16 protein-coding genes are annotated in these 15,686 nt (G+C 41.9%); 12 read left to right on the forward strand and 4 right to left on the reverse strand.

The window, feature by feature from the left end; genetic code table 11:
* The first annotated feature begins 164 nt into the window (after positions 1-164).
* From cobJ to DL897_RS04695, 12 genes are all read left to right on the forward strand, one after another.
* Positions 165-1,805, forward strand: a complete 1,641-nt coding sequence (gene cobJ / locus DL897_RS04640) for a precorrin-3B C(17)-methyltransferase (protein ID WP_113657971.1) — start codon at positions 165-167, stop codon at positions 1,803-1,805.
* 119 nt (positions 1,806-1,924) lie between these two features.
* A complete protein-coding gene (locus tag DL897_RS04645; protein WP_113657972.1) occupies positions 1,925-2,764 on the forward strand; it encodes a sirohydrochlorin chelatase in 840 nt (279 codons plus the stop codon).
* Between the two features lie 24 nt (positions 2,765-2,788).
* Positions 2,789-3,571 (forward strand): precorrin-6A reductase, encoded by a 783-nt coding sequence (gene cobK / locus DL897_RS04650; RefSeq protein WP_113657973.1) that lies wholly within the window; start codon positions 2,789-2,791, stop codon positions 3,569-3,571.
* Positions 3,564-4,223, forward strand: coding sequence for a precorrin-8X methylmutase (locus DL897_RS04655; protein WP_113657974.1), 660 nt, complete (start codon positions 3,564-3,566; stop codon positions 4,221-4,223). The genes cobK and DL897_RS04655 overlap by 8 nt, the downstream gene beginning before the upstream one ends.
* Complete coding sequence (locus DL897_RS04660) at positions 4,220-5,323, forward strand: cobalt-precorrin-5B (C(1))-methyltransferase (protein ID WP_113657975.1); 1,104 nt, start codon at positions 4,220-4,222, stop codon at positions 5,321-5,323. Before DL897_RS04655 ends, DL897_RS04660 begins: the two co-directional genes overlap by 4 nt.
* Positions 5,320-6,561 carry a precorrin-6y C5,15-methyltransferase (decarboxylating) subunit CbiE gene (gene cbiE / locus DL897_RS04665; RefSeq protein ID WP_113657976.1) on the forward strand — a complete coding sequence of 414 codons (1,242 nt, stop codon included), beginning with the start codon at positions 5,320-5,322 and terminating at the stop codon, positions 6,559-6,561. The genes DL897_RS04660 and cbiE overlap by 4 nt, the downstream gene beginning before the upstream one ends.
* Positions 6,558-7,268: a precorrin-2 C(20)-methyltransferase gene (gene cobI / locus DL897_RS04670; protein ID WP_113657977.1), complete on the forward strand. Its 711-nt coding sequence runs from the start codon at positions 6,558-6,560 to the stop codon at positions 7,266-7,268. The genes cbiE and cobI overlap by 4 nt, the downstream gene beginning before the upstream one ends.
* Positions 7,262-8,053 carry a precorrin-4 C(11)-methyltransferase gene (gene cobM, locus DL897_RS04675; protein WP_113657978.1) on the forward strand — a complete coding sequence of 264 codons (792 nt, stop codon included), beginning with the start codon at positions 7,262-7,264 and terminating at the stop codon, positions 8,051-8,053. Before cobI ends, cobM begins: the two co-directional genes overlap by 7 nt.
* Positions 8,050-9,150 (forward strand): cobalt-precorrin 5A hydrolase, encoded by a 1,101-nt coding sequence (locus tag DL897_RS04680; protein WP_113657979.1) that lies wholly within the window; start codon positions 8,050-8,052, stop codon positions 9,148-9,150. Before cobM ends, DL897_RS04680 begins: the two co-directional genes overlap by 4 nt.
* The gene (locus DL897_RS04685) at positions 9,147-10,556 is read left to right on the forward strand and encodes a cobyrinic acid a,c-diamide synthase CobB (protein ID WP_113657980.1); all 1,410 of its coding nucleotides are present in this window, start codon (positions 9,147-9,149) and stop codon (positions 10,554-10,556) included. Before DL897_RS04680 ends, DL897_RS04685 begins: the two co-directional genes overlap by 4 nt.
* The gene (gene cobO, locus DL897_RS04690; protein ID WP_113657981.1) at positions 10,553-11,095 is read left to right on the forward strand and encodes a cob(I)yrinic acid a,c-diamide adenosyltransferase; all 543 of its coding nucleotides are present in this window, start codon (positions 10,553-10,555) and stop codon (positions 11,093-11,095) included. The genes DL897_RS04685 and cobO overlap by 4 nt, the downstream gene beginning before the upstream one ends.
* 35 nt (positions 11,096-11,130) lie before the next feature.
* Positions 11,131-12,639, forward strand: coding sequence for a cobyric acid synthase (locus tag DL897_RS04695; protein WP_113657982.1), 1,509 nt, complete (start codon positions 11,131-11,133; stop codon positions 12,637-12,639).
* Positions 12,640-12,934: 295 nt separating this feature from the next.
* On the opposite strand, the gene DL897_RS04700 is transcribed toward DL897_RS04695, so the two are convergent.
* From DL897_RS04700 to DL897_RS04720, 4 genes are all read right to left on the reverse strand, one after another.
* Positions 12,935-13,804, reverse strand: a complete 870-nt coding sequence (locus tag DL897_RS04700) for a diacylglycerol/lipid kinase family protein (RefSeq protein WP_113657983.1) — start codon at positions 13,802-13,804, stop codon at positions 12,935-12,937.
* Between the two features lie 586 nt (positions 13,805-14,390).
* On the reverse strand, positions 14,391-14,666 hold the full coding sequence (locus tag DL897_RS04710; RefSeq protein ID WP_113657985.1) for a hypothetical protein: 276 nt from the start codon (positions 14,664-14,666) through the stop codon (positions 14,391-14,393).
* Between the two features lie 39 nt (positions 14,667-14,705).
* Positions 14,706-14,993, reverse strand: coding sequence for a hypothetical protein (locus tag DL897_RS04715; RefSeq protein ID WP_113657986.1), 288 nt, complete (start codon positions 14,991-14,993; stop codon positions 14,706-14,708).
* 248 nt (positions 14,994-15,241) lie between these two features.
* The gene (locus DL897_RS04720) at positions 15,242-15,652 is read right to left on the reverse strand and encodes a hypothetical protein (RefSeq protein ID WP_113657987.1); all 411 of its coding nucleotides are present in this window, start codon (positions 15,650-15,652) and stop codon (positions 15,242-15,244) included.
* Positions 15,653-15,686 lie beyond the last annotated feature (34 nt).

Genomic DNA, 15,686 nt, shown 5'->3' on the forward strand with positions numbered 1-15,686 from the left:
CGAGGATAGGAAGGTGTTACACTCGGAAAATTTTGATGCTTGAGTGATGAATTTTGTCATGATCGATGAAGCTTAAAAACCGAATTGTAACGCTTTTCGCTTGGTTAGCGGAAGGCGTTTTTTATTTTGTCAAAAACGATGAGCGACTGGGATAAGAAAGGTGGATGAGAAGAGTGGAGATAAGCAAGGGAAAGTTGCTAATTATCGGCTTTGGTCCGGGAAATTTCGAGCATATTACAAAGCGAGCCAGAGAGGCGATTCAAGAAAGTGATGTTATTGTTGGTTATAAAACCTATGTTGATTTAATTCAAGATCTATTGACCGATCAAGAAATTGTCCGTACAGGGATGACTGAAGAAGTTAGCCGTGCACAGGAAGCTGTTCGACTGGCAGAGTTGGGCAAAAAGGTAGCCGTCATCTCTAGTGGTGATGCTGGGGTGTACGGTATGGCCGGACTAGTTTATGAAGTATTGATTGAACAGGGTTGGCGTCCAGAGGGTGGAGTGGAAGTAGAAGTAATCCCAGGAATCTCTGCGATCAACTCCTGTGCTTCTTTGCTTGGGGCACCAGTGATGCATGATGCATGTACGATCAGCTTAAGCGATCATTTAACACCATGGGAAACGATTGTAAAAAGAATCGAAGCTGCAGCACAAGCAGACTTTGTCATTGCATTATACAATCCACGTAGTGGTCGAAGAACGAGACAAATTGTAGAAACACAAAAAATTTTATTAAAGTATCGTTCACCAGATACACCTGTTGGTTTAGTCAAAAGTGCCTATCGCGATCGCCAACATGTGGTCTTAACAACGCTAGATCAAATGCTTGAACACGATATTGGTATGCTAACAACTGTGATTATTGGGAATATGAGTACATTTTTCTACGAAGGACTTATGATCACACCTCGTGGTTATCAGCGGAAGTATACATTAGATCAAGCCGTCCAAGAACTAAAGCCACATCAACGACTGCAGGTGGAAGCTGAACCTTGGTCGTTAAATGCTATCGAACAAAATGCCGAAAATCAAGCAAAAGAGAGTTCGACAAAGTTAGTTCATCCTGCCGAATTGGCTCAAGAGGCTTTGGGGCTTCTTAAAGCAAAAGGAATGGTGGAAACGTCGGTCATGACAGATCTCCCTACTCGTCCTCCAGTTTCTATCTTTGAAGTGGCTGTATCACCCGGTGTGGCGAATAAGAAAATTACACCTGATCAACTTGCCCTCATTGCGGATATGGCAGGTGAAAAGGGAGAGATCGAATATACACCACATCATCAATTCATTTTGCGTGTTCCGACAGATGAACCCAAGCAGATTGTGGATCGTTTAACCGAAGCGGGTTTATTGTTAAGCTCTATCGGTGATGTCGTTCAACTAAAGGCTTGTGATTTTTGTCATGGAGATAAGGGAGAAGCGATCCCGACGGCAGAGGAGATTCATCGCCGACTTGATGGTTTGCATGTACCCAAAGAGTTAAAAATCGGCTTCAATGGTTGTGCCATGGCTTGTTATGGAGCAGTTACCGAGGAAATAGGGATTGTGCATCGTCGAGGAACTTACGATCTGTTTCTAGGTGGGAAGAAAATGGGTCGAAATGCACATGTAGCCCAACGAGTGGCAGAAGGAATGACCGCAGATGAAGTGATCGAAGCTGTTGAAAAAGTTGTACAAATTTATGCTGAACAAGCTCATCCGAATGAGCGTTTTAATAAGTTTTTCAAGCGAGTTAAAGAAGTAGCTGGCTTTCAATATCAAGAGGAAAAAAAGCCAGTCATCCCTGAGCTAGCTTGTGGAGATTAAGTCTGTGATCGACTGAAAGCTGAAAAACAAAGATGATGCCAATAACAGACCTAACCGAAAGTATCTGCAGTTTGATTTTTACTAAATAAGAGGTCGAATCAATTAGAGGAGGAATTATGTTGGAAGCGATTTTATTTGTAGGTCATGGCAGTAAAGATCCGGAAGGAAATGAAGAATTAAAGTCTTTCACGAAGCGGATGGAAAAATGCCTAGAAGCTAAGATTATCGAGACTTGTTACCTAGAGTTTGCAGCTCCTGATATTCCACAAGGGATTGATCGTTGTGTAGAGCGTGGAGCGAAAAAAATCACATTGATCCCCATGATGCTTTTTGCTGCAGGACATGCCAAAGTGCACATTCCCTTTGCCATTCATGAAGCGCAAGAAAAATACCCTGAAGTGGAGTTTATTTATAAACGTGCGATTGAAGTGGATGAAGATATTCTTCATATCATGGAACAACGATTGGCAGCAGTTCGCTCCGAGATCAAAGAAGATACAGCTATTCTGGTCGTAGGCCGTGGTTCAAGTGATCCACAAGCCAATAGTGATTTATACAAAGTAGCTCGTCTTTTTTGGGAGAAAACACCAGCCAAATGGGTCGAAGTTGCTTTCATGGGCGTTACTGAACCTCTCTTCCATGAAGGGTTGGAGCGATGTATTCGTTTAGGAGCGAAAGAGGTGATTGTACTACCATATTTCCTCTTTACTGGTGTGCTAATTAAAAGGATGGCGCGGTTTATGCAAGAGTTTCAAGAGAAATATTCAACGATTTCTTTTGCGATGGCACCCTATTTTGGCATGAATGATGAACTATTTCCGGTTTTCCAAAATCGCTTCAATGAAGATGAAAGTGCATTGGGTTGGAATTGGGAAGAGTTGATAAAGTTAGCCATTGCTCAAGGAATCGAACATCATCATCATCACCACCACGACCATGATCATCACCATCATCATTAAACTCTTCAGGAAAGGAACGAAATCATGCTGTTGTTTTTAGCTGGGACCAGCGATGCGAGAGAGTTGGCAGTTCGTCTGCACCAAGAAAACTTTTCACTTTTAGCGACTGTTGTATCGGATAGTGCAGCCAAAAGTTTACACGAAGTGGATATTCCTGTGCGGACAGGCAGGTTAACACAAGAAGAAATGATGCAACTGATTCAAGATTTGGATATGGATCGAGTGATTGATGCGAGTCACCCTTTCGCCGAAGAAGCATCTAAAAATGCGATGGCAGCAGCACAGGCTTGTCATATTCCTTATATTCGCTATGAACGCCCAACTTGGTCATATGACCATCATCCTCAAATTCAAGTGGTTTCCTCCTATAAGGAAGCCGCAGAAGTAGCTGCACATAAGTCAGGGGTGGTCATGTTAACCACAGGGAGCAAAACGTTACAGATTTTTGCTGAACGACTACTAAGTGAACCTGCGATTCGCTTGGTGGCACGAATGTTACCACGTATAGAAAACATGGAGAAGTGTCAGGAACTTGGGATTGAGCAGAAAAATATTGTGGCGATGCAAGGACCGTTTGGCAAAGAACTCAATCAAGCTTTATATCGTCATTATGCAGTAACAACGGTGATTACCAAAGAAAGCGGAAAAGTAGGGTCCGTCGATGAAAAAGTCGTCGCTGCACTCGAAATGGGAATCGATGTTATTTTGATTTCGCGGCCGAAATTGGATTATGGTGAAGCATACTCTGATATCGAGCAGTTGGTTCAGAAATTAATCCATCAAAGAGAGGGAGAGCATTATGACTGATCAACCATTTAAACCGATTACCACTGTACCTCATCAAATTGAAAGTTTAAGCTTTGACATTATTAAAGATGAATTAGGAGATCATCCTTTCTCAGATGAACAATTTCCTGTTGTCCAACGTGTCATTCATGCTTCGGCAGATTTTGATCTAGGGCGTAGTCTCCTCTTCCATCCACAAGCCATTCAGGCAGGGATTCAGGCGATTCGTAGTGGAAAGCCAGTTGTTGCAGATGTGCAGATGGTGCAAGTAGGAATTAGTAAGCCGCGCCTAGCCCAGTTTGGTGGCGATGTTCGTGTTTATATCTCTGATCCTGATGTGATGGAAGAAGCCAAGCGATTAGGTACCACACGCGCGATTGTTTCGATGCGGAAAGCAGTGAAAGAAGCAGAAGGAGGCATTTTTGCGATTGGAAACGCTCCCACTGCGTTATTAGAGTTAATTAACCTAGTGCGCGAAGGAATTGCCAACCCAGGCTTGATCGTCGGAGTGCCAGTTGGCTTTGTATCAGCGGCTGAATCAAAAGAAGAGTTGGCGAAATTGGATATTCCTTTTATTACGAATCTGGGACGTAAAGGTGGTAGCCCAACAGCAGTCGCTATCGTGAATGCTTTATCTCTACTTGCGACAAAGGTGGATGAGGAAGGCAGATGAAAAAGCAAGTCGTGGAAAAAGATCCAAAAGAGATGCGGCATGGTTATACAACAGGAGCATGTGCTACTGCTTGTACGAAGGCGGCGTTACTCTCCATGATTACACAGCAGCCCGTCTCTGAAGTAGAAATTACTTTACCGATTGGGGAAACGGTACGCTTTAAGATGGAGCAAGTACAAGTAGGAGAAGAGCAAGCAGCATGTAGTGTCATTAAGGATGCAGGTGATGATCCCGATGCGACACATGGAGCGCGAATTGTGGCGACCGTATCTTGGAGCCAGCAGCCGGGTGTACAGTTGGATGGGGGAGTCGGGGTGGGTCGTGTGACCAAACCGGGACTCCCTGTTCCTGTTGGGGAAGCGGCGATTAACCCCGTTCCACGTAAGATGATTATGCAAACTGCGAATGAAGTCATATCCGAATTTGAGATTCAGCGTGGAGTGAAGATAGTCATTTCGGTTCCTGATGGAGAAGAGATTGCCAAAAAAACATTAAATGAACGACTTGGAATTATGGGTGGGATCTCGATCCTCGGTACCCGGGGCATTGTAGTTCCATTCTCTACCGCTGCATACCGAGCTAGCGTAGCACAAGCGATTCAAGTAGCAAGAGCTAATGGTTGTGAACATTTGGTACTGACAACAGGGGGCAGCAGCGAGAAACATGCCATGAGGATGCTGCCAGACCTCTCTGAGGAAGCTTTTATTCAGATGGGAGATTTTGTTGGTTTTGCATTAAAACACGCAAAAAAAGCAGAGGTAAAGAAAGTAACCTTAGTCGGAATGATGGGCAAATTTTCGAAGGTAGCTCAAGGGGTGATGATGGTTCATTCCAAGAGTGCACCTGTCAGTCTAGACTTTCTTGCCCAAGTTGCCAAAGAAGTAGGTGCGACTGCGGATATACAAGCTCAAATTCGTGAAGCTAACAATGCGACACATGCAGCCCAGATTGTTGAAGAAGCTGGTTATACTTCATTTTTCTCTCTATTATGTCAAAAAATTTGTCAGCAAAGTATGGAGCATGTAGAAGGTGGATTTATTGTTGAAACCATTTTAGTGAAAATGAAAGGTGAGTTGTTGGGGAGGGCGACAGTGGCATGAGCAACCAAGTAAAGGTAATTGGGATGGGTGATGATGGACAAAATGGTTTGTTTCCATCCTATCGTAAGTGGATTGAAAGGGCTGATGTACTGGTAGGAGGGAAACGTCTACTTGACTTTTTCCCTACTTTTACAGGCAAACGAATCGTGATTCAAGGTGGATTCAAATCCGTGTTAGAGAAAGTACAAGAAGCGTCGAAAGAACAGGACGTGGTGATCCTTGCTTCAGGTGATCCTTTATTTTACGGGATCGCCAGCTTCATTATTCATAAGCTCGGTAAAGAACGGGTTGAGGTTCATCCACATCTGAGCTCGCTACAACTCGCCTTTAGTCGTATGGGTGAAAGTTGGCAACAAGCGCGAATTGAAAGTGTACATGGGCGACCACTTCAAGGATTAGTACAGCGTATCGATGGACAAGACAAAGTAGCTATTTTAACCGACCAAACCAATTCGCCAAGTGCAATTGCTAAGTATTTATTGGAATTTGGGATGACTGAATATCAAGCATTTGTAGCCGAGAATTTGGGATCGCTAGAGGAGAGATGTACGTGGTGGGAGTTACCCGATCTAGTCGATGCCTCATTTTCTCCACTTAATGTCGTGATTCTCAAACGAAAGTCTGACTCCGTCTACCATCCATGGTCGCTTGGGATTGCTGATCAGGAATTTGCACAACGAAGGCCGGAAAAAGGATTGATTACCAAGAAAGAAGTTCGTGTGGTAAGTCTCGCTGAGATGAAGATCAAAGAGAATAGTATTATATGGGATATTGGAGCGGGATCAGGCTCTGTTTCTGTGGAGGCTACCAAACTAGCACCACGAGGTCAAGTGTTTGCTATCGAAAAAAATGCGCAAGACATGGAAAATATTCATGCTAATCGCATTAAATTTCGAACAGACTTTACAGCAATTCATGCTAAAGCACCGCAAGGATTATCTGAACTTCCTGATCCTGATGCTGTGTTTATCGGGGGGAGTGGAGGAGAGCTCCGCGAATTATTACAGATTTGTTGTACACGTCTCAAACAAGATGGTCGAATCGTGGTTAATGCAGCGACGATTGAGACTTTGTCAGTCACCATGGAGACACTCAAAGAAGAAGGATTACATACACGCGTCACTTTGTTACAAACGGCACGAAGTAAGCCGATTTTAAATCTCACTCGCTTCGAAGGGTTAAATCCGATTTATATGATTGTGGGCGAGAGATTAGAAGAAGAGGGGAAATCAAGATGATTGGACGTTTATACGGTATTGGAGTAGGACCTGGAGATCCTGAACTGATTACAGTCAAAGCCTATCGTATTCTGAAAGAATCTCCAGTAATCGCTTATCCTAAAAAGCGAATGGGTGAAAAAAGCTATGCACTACGAATTGTAGAAACTTATGTTCAGCCACTGGAAAAAGACATGCTCGGTTTAGTATTTCCAATGACCAAAAATCGCGATGTGTTAGAAGAAAAGTGGCAAGAGACGGTGAAACGAATTTGGAAGCATCTAGAGCAAGGCAAAGATGTGGCTTTTGTTACAGAAGGAGATCCATTGTTATACAGTACATTTATTCATTTAAGTCGAACCATGCAAAAAAATCATCCTGAAGTAGAGATTCTCTCTGTTCCGGGTATTTCATCGATTCATGGTGCAGCAGCACAGTTAGGACTCCCACTGGCTGATGGCGATGAACGAGTCGCGATTGTTCCCGCGACAGCTGATAAAGAGGCGATGAAAAAAGTACTCCAAGAACAAGATACGGTTGTTTTCCTCAAAGTAGCTAAAGTGCTTGATCTCATGATTGAAATATTAGAGGAACAAGGGCTTGTTGAACAGGCGATGGTAGCAAGTAAGGTGACTTCCGATCAAGAGAAAATTTGGCGTGATGTCCGCGAGTTGAAAGGAGTCAAACTCAACTATCTCACGCTGATGGTGGTGAAAAAATCATGTTAGAGCCCAAAGTTTATATTATAGGTGCTGGTCCTGGAGATCCAGAACTGATTACTGTTAAGGGACAGCGCATTCTCCAAACAGCGGATGTTATTTTATATACGGATTCATTGGTAAGTGAGGAATTGGTGGCTCAAGCCAAAGAAGGAGCCCTTGTACTTAAAAGTGCGGGGATGGATCTAGAGAGAATTGTAGAAACGATGGTCCAAGAGGTGCAAGCCGGAAAAAGTGTAGCTCGTGTTCATACTGGTGATCCGGCTGTCTATGGTGCAATCTTCGAGCAAATCGCTTGCTTAAAGGAATTAGGAATTGAAGTAGAGATTGTACCAGGAGTTAGTTCTGTGTTTGCCTCAGCTGCAGTTCTAGGGGCAGAGCTAACGATTCCAGAACTAACTCAGACTGTGATTTTAACACGGGCAGAAGGGCGTACTCCTGTCCCCGAACGCGAAAAGTTACGTGATTTAGCTCGTCATCATTCTACCATTGCGTTGTTTTTAAGTGCCACCCTAACGAAAAAAGTCGTACAAGAATTTTATGATGCTGGTTGGTCAGAAGATACACCAGTAGCGGTGGTACAACGGGCGACTTGGCCAGATCAAAAAATCATCCGGACAACGTTAAAAGAGCTAGATGACCAGATGCGCCAAGCGGGAATTCGCAGTCATGCCATGATTTTAGCTGGATGGGCTCTTGATCCCCACTTACATGAACGGCATAGCCAATTTCGTTCGAAGCTTTATGATAAAACCTTTACACATGGCTACCGCAAAGGGGTGGAACCATCATGAGTAAACAGATTGCGGTAGTGGCGATTACCAAACACGGCGTCCAAATGGCGCGAAAGCTCGTCGAGATTCTTCCGGATTCGGATCTATATTATATGGAGAAATTTGCCACAGGCGATGAAGAAAATAGAGGGTTTTATTTATTTCCTGGCTCTGTAAGTAAGCTTTTACCCGATCTATTTGCTCGTTATCGTGGTTTGGTTCTGATTATTTCCTTAGGAGCAGTCGTCCGGATGATCGCCCCGATTTTAAAGGATAAGAAAACAGATCCGGCTGTGGTAGTTGTGGATGATCGAGGTGAACATGTTATTAGTGTTTTATCCGGTCATTTAGGTGGAGCCAATGAGCTGACACGACGCGTAGCACGTATTTTACAAGCACGACCGGTTGTGACAACAGCTTCGGATGTTCAGCAAACCATTCCTGTTGACTTATTTGGGAGTCAATTCGGCTGGGAAATCGAAAGCTTTGCCAAAGCGACACCTGTAAGTGCGGCTGTAGTCAATGAAGAAAGAGTATTAGTCATTCAAGAGTCAGGGGAAACCAATTGGTGGACCTATGATAAGCCGATCCCAGACCATATTCGTACGGTACGTTCTATGGAAGAAGCCTCAAATCATCCTTTTGATGCAACACTTGTTGTTACTCATCGACTACTTACTCCAGACGAAGAAGAACGGTTTTTAGCCAATGGTGTATTATACCGTCCCAAAGTGTTAGTACTTGGAATTGGCTGTAACCGGGGAACTACACTGCAAGAGATTGAACAAGTCGTTCAGGAAACTTTGCTAGAGTCACAATTATCCATCAAAAGTGTGCGGAATATCGCGACAATTGATTTGAAAAAAGATGAACAAGGTTTACTTGCGTTATGTAAAAAATACGGCTGGCATTTAGAAAGTTATACCCCTTCTGAATTAAATAAGGTTCCACTCGAACATCCTTCTGAAACGGTTTATAAATATACGGGTGCTTATGGTGTTAGTGAGCCAGCAGCTCTTTTATCAGCAGGGGCTTCCAAGTGGATTTTGCCAAAGAAAAAATCGGGAAATGTAACAATCTCGATCGCAATGGTTCCCCATCAGGAGGTGCAGCGATGAGTCAAGAAAGACCTCGTCTTGTTATTGCTGGAACCGGGAGTGGCGTAGGAAAAACAACCTTTACGCTTGGATTGATGGCAGCGATGAAAAAGCGAGGGTTTAAAGTTCAAGGTTTTAAATCAGGACCGGATTATATTGATCCCAGTTACCATACCGCTGTGACCGGGCGACCTTCAAGAAATCTCGACACTTGGATGTGTTCAAAGGAACAGATGAAAGAGATTTTTTGGCGAGGAAGTGAAGGCGCTGATTTGTCCATCATCGAGGGAGTGATGGGCTTATACGATGGAAAAAGTCCTTTAAGTGATCAGGGAAGCACAGCAGAAATCGCCGTTTCCTTGGCAAGTCCGGTGATTTTAGTGGTAAATATTCAAAGCATGGCACGAAGTGCTGCTGCAATTGTTAAAGGATATCAATTACTCAATCCTTCTGTCTCCATTCAAGGTGTCATTGTTAATCGAGCTGGAAGTGAAGGACATGTAAAGCTTGTCCAAGCAGCCATTGAACAAGAATGTGACGTTCCGGTACTAGGATGGTTAGAACGTGAGCAAGCCATCGATATTCCCGAACGACACTTAGGTTTAATCCCAGCGATTGAACGTGGTGAATGTGAGCTATTGTTTTCTAAATTGGCTGCACTGATGGAAGCAAAAGTAGATTTAGATCAATTATTTCACATCGCTCAAAGTGCAGCAGCTTTACCAGAGCCTACTCCTTCTTTGTTTGCGATGAGGAAGCCAGTTCCTGAAGAAAATAAAGTGGTGATCGCTGTAGCGAAGGACGCTGCTTTTAATTTTTATTATCCTGAGAACTTGGAGTTACTCGAACAAGCAGGAGCAAAGTTATCCTATTTTAGCCCGCTTCGAGGTGAAAGGATACCGGACGAAGCGGATGGGTTATTGATAGGTGGGGGCTTCCCTGAAGAGTTTGTCCAAGTGCTTACTGCGCAAACAGAGGTGAAGCAAAATATCAGAGAACGGATTGCCGCTGGGCTTCCTACTTTAGCGGAGTGTGGTGGATATATGTACCTTTGTCGGGCGATCATTGATCGTGCAGGTGAAAGTTATCCGATGGTTGGTGTGATTCCCGCTACAGTTACGATGCAAAGTCGTTTAGCAGCCCTTGGGTATCGCGAAGTTCATGCCACTTCGAATCACCTTTTATTAAAAAAAGGAGAGATCGCACGTGGACATGAATTTCACTATTCCAAACTGACAGCTGAAACGGAAGATTTCCCACCAGCTTATGAGTCGATTGGCCGACGTGGAAAAAAAGTAGAGGGCTACCACCAAGGGAATTTGTTAGCAGGTTATACCCATCTACATTTTGCTTCCAATCCAGCCATGGTTGACCGCTGGATTCGTCAATGTCAGACGTATAGACAGCGAAAGGAACAGATGCGATGACTCAGAAAAACAAAGGTCTTACTTTGGTTTATACAGGGAACGGAAAAGGAAAAACAACAGCTTCGCTTGGACTTGCTTTAAGAGCGGTTGGGCGAGGGATGAAGGTTTGTATACTACAATACATTAAATCCCCACAGCGAACCTATGGGGAGCAAATCGCTTTATGTAAATTGGGAGTAGAGATTAAACAATTAGGGATTGGATTCACTTGGACCAAAACGCCTGATGAGCATCGTCAAGCTCTTCGTACTGCTTGGGAAATCACACAAGAGAAAGTGATGAAGGGAGATGATGACTTAATCATTCTAGATGAAATCAATAATGCCCTAGCGATTGAGCGTTTTCCGATCGATGATGTCCTACCTGTAGAAGAAGTGCTAAAACTAATTCAACAACGTCCACCCCATCTTCATTTAGTATTAACAGGTAGAAACGCTCACCCACAGGTGATCGCTATAGCTGATCTAGTCTCAGAAATATCAGAGGTAAAACATTATTATCAGGAAGGAATTCCAGCTGTACGTGGCATTGAATTTTAATTTTTGATAAAAAATCAGCTAGAAGGATGACATCAATGAAAGCGATTATGTTACAAGGAACAGGGTCCGATGTTGGGAAAAGCGTCATATGTACGGCCTTATGTCGTTACTTTTATCAGCAAGGATATCGTGTAGCACCATTTAAATCACAAAACATGGCATTAAATTCATATGTGACCCAAGATGGCAAAGAAATCGGTCGTGCACAAGGTGTTCAAGCAGAAGCTGCTGGGATCGAAGCGTTGGTCGATATGAATCCGATTTTACTTAAGCCCAAAGGTGAAATGGTTTCTGAAGTGGTGGTACACGGACGCCACTTTGCGGATATGGAGGCTGGAACTTATCGTGCACAAGTATTAGAAAAAATGTTACAGCCTGTTCAAGAATCATTAGACCGTTTAGCACAATCATTTGAACTGTTAGTCATTGAAGGAGCTGGAAGTCCAGCAGAAATCAATTTAAAGGATCGCGATATTGCAAATATGCGTGTAGCCAAATTAGCAAAAGCTCCAGTTATTCTTGTCGCAGATATTGAAAGAGGTGGCGTATTTGCTTCGATTATTGGCACCTTGGCTTTACTAGATCCTGATGAAAAAAAACGAGTTAAAGGGTTTATCATTAATAAATTTCGTGGACGAAAAGAACTTCTTGATTCTGGGATAACATGGCTAGAGCAAGAGACAGGACTTCCAGTATTAGGTGTTTTACCCTATATGGAGATGAAAGTAGATCCAGAAGATTCGATGGCATTAGAAAGTCTGCAATTTAAATCAAAGCATGAGCAAAGAAATAGGAATGGGTTAGATATCGCTATCATTCGCTTTCCGCGTATTTCTAATTTTACCGATTTTCTACCGTTATGGAATCAGCCCGATGTCTATATTCGCTATATCAAGTCGCGGCAAGAATTAAAGCAACCTGACGTTATTATTCTACCTGGAACAAAGAATACTATCGAAGACTTACACTGGCTTCGTGAAACGGGGCTTGCAGATGAGATATTACGATTACATCAACAAGGAAGTCAGGTAGTAGGCATTTGCGGTGGATATCAAATGTTGGGAGAGAAACTGATCGATGAGGATCAGATTGAATCGAATGAACGAGTGATAGAACCTGGTCTTAATCTACTTCAACTTAAAACCTGGTTTGTTCCACAAAAGAAAACGATTCGAGTATCTGGAGAAATTCTAGCTGAATTTGGCCAAAAAACGAAAGTAGAAGGGTATGAGATTCACTTAGGTCGTACACAACGGATCGATGAGCGACCTTTTGTTTGTTTGGATGATGGGAGATTGGATGGTGCTATTTCCATAGATGAACGTGTATGGGGAACTTACTTACATGGAATTTTTGATAATGATCATTTTACCTCTCACTGGTTAAATCAGTTACGTCGTCAAAAGGGAATACCCGAACAAGGGGTTCTTCTAGGCTCTACACAGAAACTAGAGCGAGACAAAGTGTATGATGATTTAGCAGACTGGATCAAACAATATATCAATTTACAGCAACTCAAAGAGATTATAGGACTGACTCCATGAAAAAGATCCAGCATCGACTTGCTGGATCTATCTGTATATTGAATTTTTTATTTGCAGTTACAGTCAGGTTTACCACAGCAATCATCTCTGCCACAGCGAGGGCACTTTGAACGAATGTGCAGCACAATTTCCACCTCCCAGGTATTTTGGATCTTAGAAGGGGGGACGAGTGCTACGAATAAACGAAATATATGGTGATGTGGATCATATATTATTGTATAACATGAATAAATTTCTGTAAATAATAAATTGGTATAATATTAAACCAAATTGATATTCGTGACAGATTTCTCTTCTATAAAACCAATAAAGATTGAGGTTGAATCGTCATATCAAGTGGGGTAGATCCATATATTTCCCCATCGACATGAATCGTAAGTGGCTGCTCAGACTGTACTCGAATCTCTTTTCCACGGTAAATGGAGACATAGGGATGATCGATATGAGTTCCTTGATATACTCTGGGAAAAACACGTAATAAGGTTCGACGACGACAATATTTTACACAGCAAATATCTAGCCAACCATCATCGTTTTGTGCCTGGGGACAAATCTGCATCCCACCACCATAAAAGGGAGTGTTATTGATGGCGATTAACCAAATCCCATCATAATGATAAGTTTGTCCATCAACAGTAATCGTTACATGAGAGGGTCGATACGTCCATAAACAGCGTATCATAATGAATAAATAGATAAATTTACGAAAAAGCTTTTTTAGCACCGACTTATTTGCTGTATCAGCTACTAAGGCGTCCAGACCGATCCCGGTAAAACCAATCATCATTTTTTGCCCCAGCTTAGCTGTATCGATTTTACGAACCTGATGAGCTAAGATTCTTTCTAAGGCTTCGAGTGGGTCCAATGAAATCTTTTCGGCGCGAGCAAAGTCATTTCCAGATCCAGCCGGGATATAACCCAGCGGAATTTCTGTACCAACTAGTCCATTTCCGACTTCATGAAGTGTTCCATCTCCGCCAATGGCAATAACCGCTTGTAAGTTGGTATGATTTACTGCTTTGACAATTTCAGTAGCATGCTTTGGATACTTTGTAAATTCTACTTGATAAGCAATTTGTCGTTCTTTTAAGATGGGTTCGATTTTGTTCCATACTTTTTTGCCACGACCTCTTCCCGATCCCTGATTGACGATAAATAGCCGCATCTTTAATTACACTCCTTGGGTATTTATTTTCATATCTATTAGCGGATATAAATTCAATTATGCTAGGGATTACTCTACATATATGTTAATCAACTTTTTTTATTTATTTGTGCGTCAAAAAGAGTATCATGTGCCTTATGGATAAGGTATCATAGGTTTTAAGTTGCTTCGCTTAAAAATAGGAGTATATAAATGGTAGGTTGAATTAATCATAATATAATTGACTGATTGGTGCGATAGAATTTTCGAGTACCACCACAGTCCATCTAATTTTCTACCTCTTTTTCATCATAAGCCGATTACTTACGGAACATACGCTATGTTTATAAAAAAAAAGAGGGCGGTAGGCCCTCTTAATCGTTAGTTAAGCTTACGCCGCCTCTAACTTTATCAAAGGTCGTTGCATTTCCTCTATTTCTTTGTCTGACTCTTACACGGTTGTCATGACCGCTGATAGGACCAAGAACAATGCGTTGGATAATGTTACCTTTCCGGCTAATTCCTCTAAATCTTAATGCACGTCTTCTTCTTCTGAAGCACATAGTATTCACCTCCTTTCAAGGAGTATGTTTGAATACTCAGTTTTCTAGCCGGATTTATTATTGACGGAAGCGTCATGGCAATCATTAATAACTGTTGCATTCCCAAAGTTGGTTGGAATTTGAATAATGATATTGATATATCCACTAATCGGTCCATTAATGCTAGCGATATTTTGGATGGTGGCATTTGTCTCTCGTCTTCGAGACAGGAGTCGTCTACGATGTTGACGCTTTGAATGAAGTCGATATCGTAGACCCTTTAATTTTTTCCTAGTCTTTTTGTAGCGCATCGTTCGATAACGTGATGGATAGCGTTTCATTGGCAATCATCCTCTCAGTCTCAAAAAGGAGGCGAGGATTTAATCTGGTTTTTGAATTGCCTTATTTAAAGCCTTAACGATTGACAAGGTGACTTTATCTTTAACTTCAGGCTTTAAAGCATCGATAAGATAGAGAGTGCGTGAAGAAGAGTTTTTTATCATTTCATTCACTTTTTCTTGAGATAAGATTTCATTTAGGTATAAATAGATCTCTTTTCTAAGAAGCTTTTGGAGTTGAATCTCTATCTCTTTACTTAATTGTCTACTCAACTCCTTGCTGAATGCACGAGACATATCTTCGAAATATTTATTCTTTTTCCCCGGCAAATGATTTCTGCACCTCCTCTACCTTATCGAACTCTTTATATAGTTTATTCAGGTCTAGTGATTTTGGTGTAAGGTTCTATGAATAAATAGATAGATTTCTAATTCCGTCTGCTTTTGTAAACTTTGTTTTGTTAATAAATCATATGTTGTAAGAGTGAAAGAGGTGCAGCGATAAAGATAAAATAGATCAATTCCTATGCCTGAATAAATATAGTTATATAGACTGTGAATCTAGTGAAATCGCTGAATTAATCTTCATCATCATAGAACTCCTCGATTATATCTTCCAACTCCATGAGTAAATCCTCGATGCGTCTACGTGTTTCCTTTTCTGACTGACCCTCTATCACATCTTTCACATGATGATCCTCGCTACGATTTCTCTTGTCACCATCTTCTGTTATATTTAGCTCGTTGACTTTATTACCTTCTAAAAGAATATGGGTCCCCTCCGGGATTGGTTTATCAAAAGTCATGCTTTTATCGTTATTGACTATAGTCACTTTAAAATGATTCAGCTTTTCTTGGATCGTTTGATCTGCTTTTTTTAGCCGATGTTTTTTTTGATCAGCAGGGCGCGAGATTGATATTTTATCGAATGAATAATCATCGTTTATAGTTAATCGCTTTCGCTTAGATGCCTTTTCCTTAAAACTCATATGGAACACCTCCAGACTTATTCTATATAAAATA

This window comes from Thermoflavimicrobium daqui (assembly GCF_003313465.1).
GTDB classification, from domain to species: Bacteria; Bacillota; Bacilli; order Thermoactinomycetales; family Thermoactinomycetaceae; genus Thermoflavimicrobium; species Thermoflavimicrobium daqui.